17 protein-coding genes are annotated in these 15,665 nt (G+C 66.7%); 10 read left to right on the top strand and 7 right to left on the bottom strand.

Features of this window, described 5'->3' with window-relative positions; translation table 11 throughout:
• Positions 1-116 precede the first annotated feature (116 nt).
• Positions 117-584 (bottom strand): MarR family winged helix-turn-helix transcriptional regulator, encoded by a 468-nt coding sequence (locus tag HU230_RS09775; RefSeq protein WP_176531849.1) that lies wholly within the window; start codon positions 582-584, stop codon positions 117-119.
• A gap of 143 nt (positions 585-727) precedes the next feature.
• On the opposite strand from HU230_RS09775, the gene HU230_RS09770 reads away from it, so the two are divergent.
• Complete coding sequence (locus HU230_RS09770; RefSeq protein ID WP_173642333.1) at positions 728-1,129, top strand: Ohr family peroxiredoxin; 402 nt, start codon at positions 728-730, stop codon at positions 1,127-1,129.
• 100 nt (positions 1,130-1,229) lie between these two features.
• A complete protein-coding gene (locus HU230_RS09765) occupies positions 1,230-1,634 on the top strand; it encodes a cupin domain-containing protein (protein ID WP_207840923.1) in 405 nt (134 codons plus the stop codon).
• 53 nt (positions 1,635-1,687) lie between these two features.
• Here the strand turns inward: HU230_RS09765 and HU230_RS09760 are convergent, their stop codons facing one another.
• Entirely contained in the window at positions 1,688-3,205 is a 1,518-nt protein-coding gene (locus HU230_RS09760) for an MFS transporter (protein ID WP_176531851.1), read from the bottom strand.
• 214 nt (positions 3,206-3,419) lie between these two features.
• Here HU230_RS09760 and HU230_RS09755 point away from each other — a divergent pair, with 214 nt between their 5' ends.
• The gene (locus HU230_RS09755; RefSeq protein ID WP_176531852.1) at positions 3,420-4,322 is read left to right on the top strand and encodes a LysR family transcriptional regulator; all 903 of its coding nucleotides are present in this window, start codon (positions 3,420-3,422) and stop codon (positions 4,320-4,322) included.
• A gap of 21 nt (positions 4,323-4,343) precedes the next feature.
• Here the strand turns inward: HU230_RS09755 and HU230_RS09750 are convergent, their stop codons facing one another.
• Complete coding sequence (locus HU230_RS09750; protein ID WP_176531853.1) at positions 4,344-5,255, bottom strand: LysR family transcriptional regulator; 912 nt, start codon at positions 5,253-5,255, stop codon at positions 4,344-4,346.
• A 124-nt stretch (positions 5,256-5,379) separates the two neighbouring features.
• Here HU230_RS09750 and HU230_RS09745 point away from each other — a divergent pair, with 124 nt between their 5' ends.
• Both HU230_RS09745 and HU230_RS09740 read left to right on the top strand, forming a co-directional pair.
• Complete coding sequence (locus HU230_RS09745; RefSeq protein ID WP_176531854.1) at positions 5,380-6,816, top strand: MFS transporter; 1,437 nt, start codon at positions 5,380-5,382, stop codon at positions 6,814-6,816.
• A 20-nt stretch (positions 6,817-6,836) separates the two neighbouring features.
• A complete protein-coding gene (locus tag HU230_RS09740; protein WP_176531855.1) occupies positions 6,837-7,346 on the top strand; it encodes a DUF1993 domain-containing protein in 510 nt (169 codons plus the stop codon).
• 3 nt (positions 7,347-7,349) lie between these two features.
• On the opposite strand, the gene HU230_RS09735 is transcribed toward HU230_RS09740, so the two are convergent.
• From HU230_RS09735 to HU230_RS09725, 3 genes are read right to left on the bottom strand one after another with little or no spacing between them, the layout of a single operon-like run.
• Complete coding sequence (locus HU230_RS09735) at positions 7,350-8,813, bottom strand: M20/M25/M40 family metallo-hydrolase (protein ID WP_176531856.1); 1,464 nt, start codon at positions 8,811-8,813, stop codon at positions 7,350-7,352.
• Between the two features lie 49 nt (positions 8,814-8,862).
• On the bottom strand, positions 8,863-10,062 hold the full coding sequence (locus HU230_RS09730) for an MFS transporter (protein WP_176531857.1): 1,200 nt from the start codon (positions 10,060-10,062) through the stop codon (positions 8,863-8,865).
• Positions 10,059-10,616 carry a GNAT family N-acetyltransferase gene (locus HU230_RS09725; RefSeq protein WP_176531858.1) on the bottom strand — a complete coding sequence of 186 codons (558 nt, stop codon included), beginning with the start codon at positions 10,614-10,616 and terminating at the stop codon, positions 10,059-10,061. The genes HU230_RS09730 and HU230_RS09725 overlap by 4 nt, the downstream gene beginning before the upstream one ends.
• A gap of 99 nt (positions 10,617-10,715) precedes the next feature.
• Here HU230_RS09725 and HU230_RS09720 point away from each other — a divergent pair, with 99 nt between their 5' ends.
• Positions 10,716-11,618, top strand: a complete 903-nt coding sequence (locus HU230_RS09720) for a LysR family transcriptional regulator (RefSeq protein ID WP_176531859.1) — start codon at positions 10,716-10,718, stop codon at positions 11,616-11,618.
• Positions 11,619-11,652: 34 nt separating this feature from the next.
• On the opposite strand, the gene HU230_RS09715 is transcribed toward HU230_RS09720, so the two are convergent.
• Positions 11,653-12,450, bottom strand: coding sequence for a DUF899 domain-containing protein (locus tag HU230_RS09715; protein ID WP_176531860.1), 798 nt, complete (start codon positions 12,448-12,450; stop codon positions 11,653-11,655).
• A gap of 213 nt (positions 12,451-12,663) precedes the next feature.
• Here HU230_RS09715 and HU230_RS09710 point away from each other — a divergent pair, with 213 nt between their 5' ends.
• From HU230_RS09710 to HU230_RS09695, 4 genes are all read left to right on the top strand, one after another.
• Complete coding sequence (locus HU230_RS09710; RefSeq protein ID WP_176531861.1) at positions 12,664-13,173, top strand: MarR family winged helix-turn-helix transcriptional regulator; 510 nt, start codon at positions 12,664-12,666, stop codon at positions 13,171-13,173.
• Positions 13,170-14,030, top strand: coding sequence for a DMT family transporter (locus HU230_RS09705; protein WP_176531862.1), 861 nt, complete (start codon positions 13,170-13,172; stop codon positions 14,028-14,030). The genes HU230_RS09710 and HU230_RS09705 overlap by 4 nt, the downstream gene beginning before the upstream one ends.
• A 99-nt stretch (positions 14,031-14,129) precedes the next feature.
• Positions 14,130-15,002 (top strand): bifunctional helix-turn-helix transcriptional regulator/GNAT family N-acetyltransferase, encoded by an 873-nt coding sequence (locus HU230_RS09700; protein WP_176531863.1) that lies wholly within the window; start codon positions 14,130-14,132, stop codon positions 15,000-15,002.
• A gap of 69 nt (positions 15,003-15,071) precedes the next feature.
• Positions 15,072-15,569, top strand: a complete 498-nt coding sequence (locus tag HU230_RS09695; protein ID WP_176531864.1) for a peptide deformylase — start codon at positions 15,072-15,074, stop codon at positions 15,567-15,569.
• The last annotated feature ends 96 nt before the right edge of the window (positions 15,570-15,665 follow it).

Genomic DNA, 15,665 nt, shown 5'->3' with positions numbered 1-15,665 from the left:
AGCGGAGTTGCCGGTTGCGCCGTGGCGAAAATGCGGAACGATGCGGCGCGGATACAGCCCGTTACAATTTGATCCGGCAGCACGTCGTGATGCACCGGCGCGGCGTTGCCGCAGCATCAGCCCTTCTTCGAATCGCCGCGCGTGTGCTGCAGCAGATTGTCGCGCAGCCTGACCACGCTCTTCTGCACGATGGGAAATTCGTCGCCGAGCCCGGTGGCGTCGACCAGCGACGCGTTGATCTCCCTGTCGAGCAGGCGCCGGCCCGCCGCCGTCAGGCTCACGCGCACCTGCCGCTCATCGGCGGGATCGCGGACGCGGCTGATGTAGCCGCTCTGCTCCAGCTTCTTGAGGATCGGCGTCAGCGTGTTGGATTCCAGGAACAGCTTCTCGCCGAGCGCGCTCACGGTCTGCTCGTCCGCCTCCGACAGCGCCACCATGGCAATGTACTGGGTATAGGTCAGGCCGACCGCGTCGAGGATCGGCTTGTAGGCGCGGCCAAAGGCCAGATTGGCCGAATAGACCGCAAAGCACAGAAAATTCGAGAGTTTTCGGCCCCTGGTCTCGGCCTTGGCGGTGCGGGTCACGGGCGTCTCCGGAGTTTGTGAAGTCTCGGTCAATATAAATCGCATCCGATTAAATCGGAAGTGCTTGACATGGTCAAGCGCGAGGCCTATTTCAACTCGCATCCGATTAGATCGGACACGATACATATTCAAAGGAGCTCGCCATGACCGCCAATGCAAAGGTTCTCGTTACCGGAAAGACCCACGTCACCGCCGGCCCTAACGGCGCCGCCCGCTCGCGCGACGGCTTCCTCGACGTCAAGCTGCCGCAGCCGCACCCGGCCGCCGAAAACCTGTTCGCCGCCGCCTGGTCGGCCTGCTACATCGGCGCGATCCAGCTCGCCGCCGGACAGCGCAAGATCAAGCTCGCGAGCGAGCCCGAGGTCGACGCCGAGATCGATCTCAACCAGGCCGGTAGCGCCTTCTTCCTGAGCGCGCGCCTCAACGTCCACGTTCCCGGCGTCGAGCGTGAGGTTGCCCAGGAGCTGATCGAAGCCGCGCACGGCATCTGCCCTTACTCCAAGGCGGTCCACGGCAACATCGACGTCACCACCACCCTTGTCTGAGACCATCGCATGACAACTTCCGACGCGAACCGGCCGCCGGCCGGTCCGCGGTCGGACAAGTCCAGAAGACAACCCGGAGCTCAAGATGACCAGCAAGCTGATGACGGCGACGCGCCTGCTCGCAAGAGCGGCCCTGATCGCCGGAAGTTTCCTGACGATACCGACGGCCCAGGCGAAGCAGCCGGCCGGGTTCACGCGAACCGATTTGCAGCGCCATGACCTCAGCGCACCCGGACGCGAAGCCGTCCAGGTGCGCGTCGACATCGCGCCCGGCAAGGCATTCGGCCGGCATACGCATCCCGGCGAAGAGATCATCTATGTGCTCGCCGGCACGCTCGAATACGATGTCGACGGCAGACCGCCGGCAACGCTGAAGGCGGGCGACGTGCTGTTCATCCCCGCAGGTACGATCCATGCGGCAAGGAACGTCGGCAGCGTCACCGCCAGCGAGCTTGCGACCTATATCGTCGAAAAGGACAAGCCGCTGCTGACCCTCGTGAAGTGATCTCCGCTGCCTGCCCGCCCCTGTCGCGCGGGGCGAGCGCGGCGACATCAGGCTCACTTGGTGCACTGAACTTCGGCCTGCCGCACCGGCCGAGCGTTGAAGATCAAGAAGCTCAACGCGGCCATGATCCAGGCGCCTATGCCGCCATAGAGCATCACCCAGCCAAAGCCGCTCGCCAGCGCCTGATGCACGATCGGGCCGGTCAGCTCCGGCGCGGATGCGGCATCACCGGCCGCGATCCGCTCCGCGATGCTGCGGAGCTGCGCGCCGTCCAACGCGGGCAGCACGGCCTTCAGATGCGCCAGCACGCCGCTCGCCAGGATGAAGCCCATCAGCGCGATGTTGACTGAAAGCGAGACCATCCGCGCGCTCATGTCGATGCCGGAGGCCATGCCGGCGCGGTCGCTCGAGACCGAGCCCGTCGTCGTGTTGGTGACCGGCGTGTTGGTGATGCCGAGGCCAATTCCGGCGATCAGGCAGCCCGGCAGCATCGTCAGCCAGTCGGGCTGTGCGGCAGCGCTGCCGAACTTCATCAGCATGAATCCGATGCCGATGGTGAACAGACCGGCCGGAATGATCAGGCCCGGCTGGTAACGCAGCGACAGGCGCTCGGCGAAGGGCGGCATCACCAGCGTCGGCAGCGTGTAAGCGAGCAGCGCAAGGCCGGCGGACACGCTGTCATAGCCAAGGCCGGCGTGAAACCAGATCGGCAGATAGATCATGAAAGGCCAGTAGCTGAGGTTCATCGCAGCCGAGCCGACGATCGAGCCGGAGAAAGCCGGGATCCGAAACACCGAGAAGTCGAACATCGGCCGCCGGCTGATCCTTTCGGCAACGAGGAATGCGATGAAGCTCAGCGCGGAGACGCCGAGGATCGCGAGCCCCTTCGGGCTGACGAAGCCGAGATCCGGCCCCTGCGTGATGTAGAAGGCGAGGCAGAACACCGCGAGCGACATCGTCACGATGCCGGCGACGTCGAGGCTGCTCGCCTTCGGGTCCTTCGATTCATGCACGCCGCCGATCGTAAGCACGAACGCGACGGCTGCGAACAGCACGTGGACCAGAAACACCCATTCCCAGCTCAGCACCGCGACCACGGCGCCGCCGATGATCGGCCCGAAGCCGAGGCCGATGCCGAAGATCACGCCCCACCAGCCCCAGGCGACGGCGCGCACCCGGCCGCCCTGGAATTCGTGCGACAGCACGGCGATCTGGCAGATCAACAGCGCGCCGCCGCTCAGCCCCTGCAGCAACCGGGCGATAATCAGCATTTCGACGCTCGAGGCGACGCCGCAGATCAGCGAGGTGATGCCGAACGCGGCGATCGCGACCAAGAAGATGCGCTTGCGCCCATAGCGGTCGGCCACCGTCCCGATCGCCATCAGCACCGTGGTCACCGCGATCGTGTAGGCGTTCATGATCCATTGCAGCGCCTTGAAGTCGGCATGCAGCACCCGCTCCAGCGTCGGCAGGATCGCGGGGATGCTGGAGATCTCCAATCCAAACATCAGGCAGGCAAGACATACGGCGGACAACACGACGGCGCCGCGGCGGCTCAGTTCAGTGGACATGATCAGGCCTTTTGTTGTGGCAAGCCAACGGCATACCGCACGCTGTTGCCAGGGTGCTGGCAGCAGCGTCGGTCGATCGACTCACGATGTATTGAGGCAGCAACGGCAGGAATCGGGTGGCCGCGGCGCTTCACAACGCAAAGCTAGTCACGGCTTGAGCATTGGTGAATTGGATGACTAGATATTTCAGAGACAACAATTCCGGATGACTGACATGACCACGCTCGACGTCGATGCCGTGAAGACCTTCGTGACCATCGCCGACCTCAGGAGTTTTACGCGCGCAGCCGAGACGCTCGGCACCACGCAGGGCGCGATCAGCGTCAAGCTGAAGCGGCTCGAGAGCCAGGTCGGCCAAAGACTGATCGAGCGCACACCGCGGCTGGTGCGCCTGTCAGCACAGGGCGCGGCGTTCCTCGCGCCCGCACGCGAGCTGCTCGCCGCACATGATCGCGCGGTCGCGGGGCTGTCGCCGGCACGGCCACGCCGCTTCTCGCTCGGCATTGCCACCCATGTCGGAGGCGCCGAGGTTCCAACCCTGCTGGCGCGGCTCCACGCACACGATCCGGCGCTCACCATCCAGGTCCGGCTCGACGATTCCCGCGATCTCCTCACCGCCTTCGATCGCGGCGACATCGATGCCGCCATCATCCGCCGCGAGGACGACGGCCGCGACGGCGAGATGCTGACGACGGACCACTATGGCTGGTTCGCGACGCCGGACTTTGTCCATCGCGCGGGCGAGCCGCTGCGCCTGGCCGCCTCCTCGCCATCCTGCGGCGTGCTCAACATTGCGACGCGCGCGCTCGCGGCAGCGGGCATCCCGTGGACGGAAAGCTTCCTCGGCTGCGGATCCTTTGCGGTCGCCGATGCGGTGGCCGCCGGCCTTGCCACGTCGGTGTTCTCCTGCCGGCTTGCGCCTGCCGGAACGATCGAGGTCAGCCGGCGGTTCGGCCTGCCTGCCCTGCCGCCCTCCGAGATCGTGCTGCTGTCCGCGCTCTCGGATGCGAGATCCCGCGCCGCACTGAAGACCATCGTCAGTGCGTTTCGCGAGCATCATCGGTTGCCTGCGGATCGCACGACACAGACCATCCCGGCAGAAGTACTCGAGATGTGAACGGTCCGCGTCCCCTGTCGGCTATCGCCGCGCGCGGCCGGCTCGCCTTCCCTCGAACAGCGCGCGCTCCGATGCGAGCGCCTTGGCCAAAAACTCCAGCGTGGCGCGGATGCGCGCGGTGCGCTTGAGATCGTCATGCGTCAACAGCCACAGCGCCGATCGCGGCTCGGCGAGCGCCTTGGGCGTCAGGCGGCGCAGCGCGGGCGCGAGATCGCCGACATAGCAGGGAAGCAACGCAAGCCCCAGTCCCGCGGCCGCGGCATCGCGCAGCGCCGGAAGCGCGTCGACGCGGCAGGCGAAGCGCGCCGAGCGCAGGTTCTCGCGCATCCAGCCGGCGATCACGGTTGCCGCCAGCGCATCGTCGAGCCCGATCCAGTCGTGTGCGGACAGATCCTTGTCATCATGCCGGGCGAGATAGCCCCGCGATCCGTAGACCGCATGGGCAATATCGGCAACGCGCCGCCCGACCAGCAGTTCGGACGGCGCCGGCGTCGGCCGGATCGCGATCTCGGCCTCGCGGCGCGTCAGGTTCGCCATCGCATTCGAGATGATGATCTCCGGCTGGATCTCCGGATGCGCGATGCGCATTGCGGGCAGATGCCGCATCAGCACCGCGGCGAGCGTATCCGTCGTCGTGATCCGGACCGGGCCTGACGGCCTCAAGTCCTGTCCCGCCAGCCTGCGCTCGAGCGCGAGCACCTCGTCCTCGAGCCGGGCCGCCGACGCCGCCGCGGTCTCGCCGGCCGGTGTCGGCGCGTAGCCATCGCGGAAGCGCTCGAACAGGCGCGTGCCGATCGCTGCTTCGATCGCGCCGAGGCGGCGAAACACCGTCGAATGCGTGACGCCCAGTCTGCGCGCCGCCCCGGACAGGCTGCCTTCGCGCGCGACGGCGAGAACGAGGCGAAGATCATTCCAGTCCAGCGGGCTGTTCATTTTTGCAAACTCGATTAGCAGAGTCCGCGAATACCTTATCACAAACAGAAAGGCCATCTTCCCGAAATGTTCGGCAGACCGGCGCACCTCGTGCGCCGCGCCGGCAACGCAGAGGAGCTGGCGGGTGACAAGCGAGACCACCGAGACGTTGCAATTGCACGACACGCGGCCGGCAACGGTCGACCCGCGGCGATGGCTGGCGCTGCCCGTACTGCTCACCGGCGCCTTCCTGCCGATCCTCGACTTCAACGTCGTCAACCTCGCACTGCCGGCCATTCGCGACAATCTCGGCGCGACGGCGAGCGAGGTGCAGTTCGTGATCTCGGCCTATGCCGCGACCTACGCGGTATTCCTGATCACGGGCGGCCGGCTCGGCGACCTGCTCGGCCGCAGGCGCATGTTCCTGACCGGCGTTGCCGGCTTCACGATCGCATCGGTGCTGTGCGGCGTTGCCTGGTCGCCGGACGTGCTGGTCGCCGGGCGGATCCTGCAAGGCCTCACCGCGACCGTGATGGCGCCGCAGGTGCTCGCCTCGATCCGCGTGCTGTTTCCGGCGGCCGAACAGGGCCGCGCGCTCGGTTTCTACGGCGCGACGTTCGGTCTTGCCAACATCTGCGGCCAGGTGCTCGGCGGCGTCCTGGTCTCGGCCCATCCGCTTGGGCTGGCCTGGCAGGCGATCTTCCTCATCAACGTGCCGATCGGCCTCGCCGCGTTCATCGGCGGACTGCTGTTCCTGACCGACTCGCGCGCCGAGCATGCACAACGGCTCGACATCGGCGGCGTCATCCTGCTGTCGCTCACGCTGGGCTTCCTGGTCTATCCGCTGATCGAGGGAAGGGAATCCGGCTGGCCGGCCTGGATCGTCGCGATGCTGCTGGCCTCTCCGCTGATGCTCGCTGCCTTCGTGCGCTTCGAGGCGCGCCTAAAAGCCAGCGGCGGCGACCCGCTGGTCGCACTGCATCTGCTGCGCAACAGCGATTTCGTCATCGGGCTGGTGATGGCGCTCGCCTTCTACATGCTGTCGTCGTTCTACCTGACCTTTGCGATCTACCTGCAAAGCGGGCTGCATTTTTCACCGCTGGCGGCCGGCCTCGCCACCCTGCCCTTTGCCACCGGCTTCTTCGTGAGTTCGCTGGTGTCGTCACTGGTGATGCAATGGCTCGGCGCGCGCACGCTGACGCTGGGCTTCGCGCTCCAGGTCATCGGCTTCGGTGTCGTGATGCTGTCGATCAGTGGCACGCTGCCACAAAGCGTTGAATTCGGCCTGATCTGCGGCGGGCTCGGCTTCGGCACCGTGATGCCGTCGGTCATCAAGGCCGTGATCGGCAGCATTGATCCGCGCCATGCGGGTCTGGCATCGGGGATGATGATCTCGACCTTCCAGATCGGTGCCGCACTTGGCGTCGCCATCATCGGCGGCGTGTTCTACAGCCTGCTCGGGCCGCATCCGCAGGCCGACGATTACGCGCACGCCTTCACGGTCGCGCTCGGCTGCAATGTCGCGCTGCTGGCGCTCGGCGGCTGGCTATCGCTGTGGCTGCCGCGCGAGCCTTCGGCTTGAGTTGAGACGAGGACAATTCCATGAACGCCCCGTTATACGACGCCTCGGTTCCGGTGTTCCGACAGATGCTCGACACGCTTGCCGATCTGCTGCGCAAGGGCGAGGCCCACGCCCGCGAACGCGGTCTCGATCCCGACGCCATGCTGGCGGCACGGCTGGCGCCCGACATGCTGACGCTGGTCGGCCAGGTGCAACGGGCCAGCGATCACGCCAAGGGCGCCGCCGGGCGGCTCGCCGGTCTCGAACCTCCGCCCTTTGCCGACGACGAACAGAGCCTCGCCGAGGCCAACGTCCGGATCTCGCGAACGCTCGACTACATCGACACGCTCCCGGTTCGGGCATTCGACCGAGCGGCGGAACGCATCGTCATTTTGCCCTTCGGCGTCCCGCCGATGCCGGCAGCGCGTTATCTGTACGGCTTCGCGCTGCCGAGCCTGTTCTTCCACGTCACGACCGCCTACGCCATCCTGCGCCATCGCGGCGTGCCGCTCGGCAAGCGTGACTTCCTCGGCAACTACCTCTCGCTGTGACCTCTACTTCTTCGCGACCTCGCGAAGCGTGTTGTAGACCCACTCCGCCCCCTGCTTGATGGCCTCGACACCGATCCTTTCGTCGTTGCCATGCATCCGGCTCAGGATGTCATCGTCGAGCGGATACGGATAGATGCCGTAGACCGGCACGTTGCGCTCGCGCCAGGCGATGGCGTCGGTCCCCGCCTCGAACATCGTCGGCACCAGGACGGCGTCCTTCCAGACCCGCTTCGCGTTGCGGTCCAGCGCTGCATAGAGCTCGGTATTGATAGGTGACGCCGGGATCTTGGAGCGCATCAAGTATGCGTCCCGCGCATCCTGTTGCGACAGCAACGTCACGATGCTGACTTCGATGCCGGGATCGCCGATCACACGCTTGATCTCCTCGATCATCTGATCCGTGGTGGTGCCCGGCAGCAGCCGCGTGTTCACGACCGCCTTGGCGTCACCGGGGATGACATTGGGCTTGATGCCGGCGTCGATCATCGTGATCACCATGGTGTCGCGCAGCAGCGCGTGCAGCAGCAGGCTGTCCTTGGGATTGTCGGCGACCAGTTTCTTTCCGGCCGCGTCGAGATCGCTCTGGTCCTTGGCGGCCAATAGCTGCTTGATATCGGCTGCCGTCTGTTCCGAACTGATCGGAAGCAACGCCTTGAAATAGGCTTCGGTCGCCGGCACCAGCTTGACGGCCGGATCGTGCGCCGCGAGCTTGGCCAGCGCCGCGATCAGGCGGTCGTTGGCCATCGCACCCGCCGGGAATGGCCGCGAGGAATGACCGGAGGGACCGGTCGCCTTCAAGGCGAAGGTCGCCGAGAGCTTTTCCGCCGTCGTGACGTTGATCTGGCGCACCGTGCCGTCGCGCTCCTGCAGCACATAGCCGCCTTCGTTCAACGCGAATTCCGCGTCAATCTTGTCCCAATGGTTCTTCGCCAGCCACACCGTGCTGTACTGCCCCTGCTCCTCATCGGCTTCGGCGAGGAAGATCACGTCGCGTGACAGCGGCGTCTTCTCCTCCGCGAGCCGCATCACCGCGCTGGCGAAGACGGCGAGCCCGCCCTTGAAGTCCATCGCGCCGCGCCCGTAGACGAAGCCGTCCTTCTCGACGCCGGCGAACGGCTCCACGGTCCACTTATCTCGCTCGACCGGAACGACGTCGGCATGCGCCGCCAGCAGCACCGGTTTCCGCGAACCGTCGCCGCGCAGCCGCGCGATGAAATGCGCGGCCTTGCCGTTCGGGGCGACGAAGACATCCACCTCGGCGCCGAGCGGCGCGAATTGCGACTTCAGGTATTCGGCAAGCGCCCGCGTATCGCCCGGACCGTTCGAGGTATCGAAGGAGATCAGCTTCTTGAGCAGCGCAACCGTCCGGTCGCCCGGCTGCTCGGCGCGCGCCTGTCCCGCTCCGGCACAGGACAGCAGCGCGGCAAGAGCCAACGCAGCGACGCGGGTCTTGGTCGACGGCACCATGTTCTTCTTCCTCCCTTATCTGGTTTTGCAACAGGATAACTTGCGCTGCTCATCGCAGCGAGTCCTTGAACTCACGAAGGTCTGGGAACATCACCTTCAGCATCGCGGCCGCGAGCAACGTCGTCACGGCAAGGCCGGTGGAGAGATAGAGCGCGCTGGCATCGCCGTACCGGTCGATCACGATCGCATAGACCAGCGGCGCCGCCGCGGGCAGGATGAAGCTCGGAACGATGAGCCGGCCGACCAGCGTGCCATAGCTGCGATGATCGAACAGGATCAGCGGCAGCGTTCCCCTGGTGATGGTCAGAATGCCGTTGCAGGCGCCGTAGAGCAGCGCGAAGGCGATCGCCATCTCCTTCGACGTTCCGCTGAACAGACCGGCGATGAACGACAGCGGCATGATCAGGCAGGCCATCATATTGAGCGCGAGCGGATCGAGCCGTGCACCGAACAGGACCTCACAGAGACGCGCGGCGGATTGCCCAATGCCCCGAAGCGTGGCGATCCATACCGCCACAGTGACGGTGAGCCCGAGCCCGGCGAGCACCGCGATCATGTGCGCGGACATGCCGGCATTGAGGAAATTCGCGCCCGTCATGATGACGGCATAGAGCCCGCCGGCCGCCACGAGCTGCCGGCGGCTGGCGGCGCGCGGTTGCTTGGATGCCGGCGCCATGGAGCTCGGCACGCCGGCAAACCGCTTGTTCGGGATCAGCAGATGCAGCGGGACCGTCAGCAGTGCGAGCCCGGCATAAACCAGCACCGCGACGCGCCAGCCGAACTGTTCCGAGAGCGTGTGGCCGAGCGGCCAGAATACCGTGGCCGCCAGGCCACCGAGCAAGGTGATCCCGGACATCGCGCGGCGCGCCTCCGGTCCGCCGATCCGGGCCAGCGCCGCGAACGCCGCATCGTAGAGCGTCAGCCGCATGCCGAGGCCGAGCACGATCCAGGATGCGAAATAGGTCGAGATCTGATGCGAGACCGCGAGACCGGCGCAGCCGAGCGCGTTGATCACAGCACCTGCGACCATGACCTCGCGGCCGCCGCTTCTGTCCACCCATCTCCCCGCAAGCGGTGACGCCACGCCCATCGCCAGCAGCGCCGCGGCGAAGCCGCCGTAGACGATGTCGCGCCCCCAGCCGAGATCCGCGGCGATCTGCTCGCCGAAGCCGCCGATCAGATAGTAGGTGGCACCCCACGAGATCAGTTGAGCCAGCCCGAGGGCGGCCACGACGCGGCGGGCGATCACCGTGGCAATTCCCTCTCCGCAGGAAGCGTGGAGGCGCCCGGCCCAAGCGGCCGCTGCATCAGCACGGTGTCGACCCATTGCCCCAGCTTGAAGCCGACCGATCTCAGCGTCCCGACCATCTCGAAGCCCATGCGACGTTGAAGCGCGATCGATCCGGCGTTGCCGCTGTTGCCGATCACCGCCAGCATCTGCCGCCACGGCCCCGCTTCGGTGCGCGCGATCAAGCCCTGAAGCAGCGCCACGCCGATACCGCGGCCGTGCAGCCCGTCGGACACGTAGACCGAGTCCTCGATGGTGTGGCGATAGGCCGGCCGCGGCCGATACGACGTCGCATAGCAATAGCCGGCGACCCGGCCATCAACCTCAGCCACCAGATACGGCAAGCCCGCGGCCACCACCGCGTTCCGGCGGCTGCGCATCTCGTCCACCGTCGGCGGCACCTCCTCGAAGGTCGCCAGTCCGTTGAGCACGTGATGGGCGTAGATGCCCTGCACGCCAATCATGTCGTCGTCCGCTGCGTCGCGCACCACGACGCCGTTGCTGCCTGCCGTCATTCCGTCTCTCACCCGAGCCATCAACATTGCCCGAGCATGCGCCCTCGCGTTATATAAGTGAAGCTTTGACAGTTTATGCGTAGCATAAGAGATGCTTTGATGAAGAACCTAAACCTCGACTATCTCGAAAGCTTCGCCGTCGTGATCGATTGCGGCAGCTTCTCCGCCGCGGCCGAGCGGCTGCAGCTCACCCAGCCGGCCGTGAGCCTCCAGGTGCGCCAGCTCGAGAAGAGCCTGAATGCGACCTTGATCGAGCGGGTCGGACGACGGGCGAGGCCGACGGCCGCCGGCGTCGCCTTGCTCTCGCACGCGCAGCAGATCAGCGCGGCTGTGACGTCGGCGGTCGACGCCGTCGCGCAGCAGACCACGGGAACGGCAGGCCGCGTACGGCTCGGCACCGGTGCGACCGCCTGCATCTTCCTGCTGCCGCCGATCCTGAAGGAGCTGCGCGCCGCACTGCCCTCGCTCGAGATCACGGTCACGACCGGCAACACGGCGGAGATCGCGCGGGCGGTCGAGGACAACACGATCGACGTCGGGCTGGTCACGCTGCCGGCGTCGGGGCGCAGCTTCGAGATCACCCCCGTCATGAATGACGAGTTCGTGCTGATCGCGCCGCACGACATGAAGCTGCCGGCGCGGATCACGCCGGAAGTGCTGGCGACCAGGCCGGTTCTACTGTTCGAGCCCGGTGGCAACACAAGGCGCACTGCCGACGAGTGGCTGGCGCGCGGCGGCGTGTCGCTGAAGCCGTTGATGTCGCTCGGCAGCGTCGAGGCGATCAAGGAGATGGTGCGCGCCGGCCTCGGCTGCGCGATCCTGCCGGGCATGGCGGTGCCTGCCAAGCCCAAGCAGCGCGACCTGATCGTCCGGTCGCTGTCGCCGAAGCTCTACCGCCGGCTCGCCGTCGTGATCCGCCGCGACAAACGCCTCGACCGCGGGCTGCGGCGGACGCTGTCCGCGCTGAAGGAACTTGCGGGAGCGAAGGGAGACGGCCGGTAGGAGGACGCCGCGCGTCCTCCCTGCTCCACCCCCGTCAAGTCGCCTTGCGTTCCTGCTCCGCGATCTTGCGGAATGCGGCCTCGCCGGCGTCGGTCACGGCGGCCCACTTCGCGTTCGGCGCAGCTTCGGCCTCGTAATTGTCGTGCCAGTTCCACCATTTGTAGGTCGGGCCCTGCGGATAGCCTTTCGGCGAATCCTCCCAGAGTTCCTGGCGGCCGAACGGCGTGATGTCGAGATAGCTCCACACCGTGCCCATCGATTCATCGCCACGGCTGTTGACGAGATAGGTGCGGAAGATCCGCTCGCCGTCGCGGATGAACACGTTGTGGCCGTGCCATTCGGCGACGCCGAAGTCGGCATCAAAGCTGTCGGTGATCGTGTACCACGGCATCTCCCACTCCATCCGCGCCTTCAGCCGCGCGATGTCGGCCTGCGGCGCCCGCGAGGCATAGGCCAGCGTGGTGTCGCGCTGGTTCAGATGCGAGAGATGGCCGACCTGATCGGCGCCGAGCGAGCAGCCGCGGCAGCCGTGATCCGGCCAGCCGAACACGCCGGGCTCGAAGAACGCGCGGTAGACGATCAGTTGCCGGCGGCCTTCGAACAAATCGAGCAGGCTCGCCTTGCCGTTCGGTCCCTCGAAGACATAGGCCTTCTCGACCGCCATCCACGGCATCCGCCGCCGCTCGGCGGCAAGCGCATCGCGCGCGCGCACCTGCGCTTTTTCCTTCACCAGCATCTCCAGACGCGCCGCCTCCCACGCCTCCCGCGACACCACGAGCGGGGTCTGCATTGCCGCCAGTCCGCCGCGATCGCTTTCAGCCGATTTGCTCATGATGATCTCCATCTCCGAATTGGACGAACTCCGCGACCACGGCGCGGTTCCCGCGCCGAGGCCGTTCGTCATTGGCCATGCCGCAATCTGGCGCGGCGGCAACGGATGATGGGAGTGACAAGTGTGTCGGGATTTTCGCGCATGCGCTCCGATCGCTTCAATTTCCTTGCACAATACTTGCACTTTACAATTATCTGTGCGAGCCTCGCCGCCATGAAGCAAACCGCTGCCCCCGCGTCCGACGATGGCCTGAAGCTCAGCACCTGGCTGCCCTATCGCCTGTTCCTCGTCGCGGCGCAGGTCGCCCGCCCGCTCGAAAGTTTCTATAGCGAGACGTTCGGATTGAGCCAGGCCGGCTGGCGAATCCTCGCCGTCATCGCCGAGCGCGATGCGGCCAACGCCTCCGAAATCGGCCGCGCCTGCGCACTCGATCCGTTCGCGGTCAGCCGCGGCATCGGCCAGCTCACAGAACTCGGCTTCGCGATGCGGCGGCCGGGCAAGACCGACCGCCGCTTCGCCGCGGTCAGCATCACCCGCAGCGGCCGGAGCGCCTTCAACCGGATCGCCGCGTTGGGCAGCGCGATCGAAGCACGGTTGCTTGCGCGCCTGTCGGAGAGCGAGCGGACAACACTTCATTCCGCGCTCACCCGGCTCGAGGGAGAGAGCGCGCGGATCGACGCCGTCGGCTGGCGCGCGCTGCTCGACGACGCCGCAACGCCATGACGGCCGCACTGTTCGCGCTGACCGCACTGCTGTGGGGCGGCGGCGCGCTCGCAACCGCGATGCAGGCTGGCGTCACGCCCGCGCCGTGGTCGGTCGCGCTGCGCATGGTGCTCGCCGGCCTCATCCTGCTCGGCTATGGCCGGTTGCGGGGCGTGCCGCTCGCGATCCCGCGCAAGGACCGGGCGGCCGTCGCGTTGCAGGGCCTGCTGTTCTTCGCCATTGCTTTCATCGCCTTCTATCAAGCGACCGCGCGGATGCCGAGCGGACTTGCGGCGCTGGTGCTGTCGACATCGTCGCTGTTCGCGGCCGTGATCGCGCGGGCCGCGCTCGGCGTCACGATCTCTCCGAGCTTCGTATGGGGCGCGCTGTGCGGCATCCTTGGCCTCGCGATCATCTTCCTGCCCGGCGCCACCGCGCATGGCCCCGCACCGCTCGCGGGTCTGGCCTGGGCGCTGACGGCGGCGATCGCGACCGGTGCCGGGACGGCGGTCGGCGCGCGCAACCAGCGGGCCGGACTGCCCGTCGTCGCCGTGCTCGCCTGGGGCGCGTTCGTCGGCGCCACGGCGAGCGCGCTGTGGGCTATCGCGACCGGCACGCCGTTTGCCGCCGACGTCTCGCTCTCCTATTTGACGAGCTTCCTCTATCTCGCCATCGCCGCGTCCTGCATCACCTTCATGCTCTATTTCGAGCTTGTGCGGCGGCTCGGCCCCGGCCGCGCCGCCTATACGCTCGCGCTGGTGCCGCTCGTTGCCCTGGTGCTGTCGGCGCTGTTCGAGCACCTTGCGCTGGGCTGGCCGGTGCTCGCCGGCGCCGCCGCGATCCTTGCCGGCAACGCGCTGGTGCTGGCGCGCAGCTAGATTACAAACAAGCGCAGCTCCAGACTTGTCCGCACTGTCTCCATCAACGGGGTCGGCCGCCAATTGACGCCACAACGATATCTGACTAAAGTCAGATATATGCTTGACCCGGTTTCCCGCGTCCGCCGCTTCAACCGTGCCGTGACCTCCGCGGTCGGCGCGCTCGACACCTCGTTCCTCGGCCGCGGCCGGCCGCTCGGCGCGGCGCGGGTGCTGAACGCGATCGGACACGGCCGCACGGATGTGGGCGATATCAGGGATTATCTCGGCCTCGATTCCGGCCTGATGAGCCGCCTGTTGCGCAGCCTCGAGGACGAAGGGCTGATCGAGACCACGGCGCATGACGACGATGCGCGCCGCCGCATCGCCAAGCTGACGGCGGCGGGCAAGCGCGAGTTCAACGCCTATGAGGCGATCTCCAACCGGCAGGCCAAGGACTTCCTCGCCCACCACACCCAACGCGAGGCGCTGCTTTCGGCGATGGATCTGATCGCCTCGGCGCTCGGGCGCGACGGCACGGCGCTGCAGGAGATGGACCCGCGCAGCGACGAGGGACGCTACTGCCTCGGCGAATATTACGCCGAGCTGGCGCGGCGCTTCAAACAGGGTTTTGACGTCAAGCTGTCGCGCGACCCTGATGCGAAGGACATGGTCCGCCCGCGCGGCAGCTTCATCGTGGCGATGTCCGACGGCCTGCCGATCGGCTGCGTCGGGCTGAAGGGCAGCAGCAGTGGGTTCGCGGAGATCAAGCGGCTCTGGGTCGCGCCCGCTGCGCGCGGGCTTGGCCTCGGCCGCCGCCTGATGGATGCGGCCGAGAAGGCCGCGCGCGAGCTCGGCATCGCGGTGCTGCGGCTCGACACCAACAGCGCGTTGGCGGAAGCCGGTCAACTCTACCGCCGGAGCGGCTGGACCGAGATCCCGCGCTTCAACGACGACCCCTACCCTGATCTGTTCTTCGAAAAGTGTCTCTGAGCGGCGCGGCGCGCGCCGTCTCTGCACGCCCATGTTGTCCAGCACCCTGCGCTGGCCTAAGACACCAGCATGACCATCCGCCCCATCGTCCGCTATCCCGATCCGCGGCTTGCGCACCCGGCTGAGCCGGTGAGCCTGTTCGATGATGCACTGCGCGGATTGGCGCACGACCTGCTCGAGACCATGCATGCGGCACCGGGCATCGGCATCACCGCCCCTCATGTCGGCGTGTCGCTGAGGGTCGTGGTGCTGGAGCTCGACACCAGCGAGGGCCCGCGGACCTATGTCAATCCGGAGATCATCTGGACCTCGCCGGAAATGATCCTGCACAAGGAAGGCAGTGTCTCCATGCCCGGTGTCACCGACGAGGTCGAGCGCCACGCGCGGGTCCGCATCCGCTATCAGGATCTCGACGGCAACATGCAGACCGAGGAGTCGGATGGGCTGCGCGCGGTCTGCCATCAGCACGAGATCGATCAGCTCGACGGCGTGTTCTGGATCAGGCGCTTGTCCCGCCTGAAGCGGGAGCGCCTGATCAAGCGCTTCGAGAAGCTGTCGCGCGATTAGCTAGGCCGTGGCCCCGTAGCCGGCATAAGCCAACGGGTCTCGCGAAGCGCGCGCCCGATGACAGGCTCCGCGACACGCTGGATGGGCTCGAATGAG

Source organism: Bradyrhizobium quebecense (genome assembly GCF_013373795.3).
Taxonomy (GTDB): domain Bacteria; phylum Pseudomonadota; class Alphaproteobacteria; order Rhizobiales; family Xanthobacteraceae; genus Bradyrhizobium; species Bradyrhizobium quebecense.
This window is presented reverse-complemented; position numbering and strand designations above follow the sequence as displayed.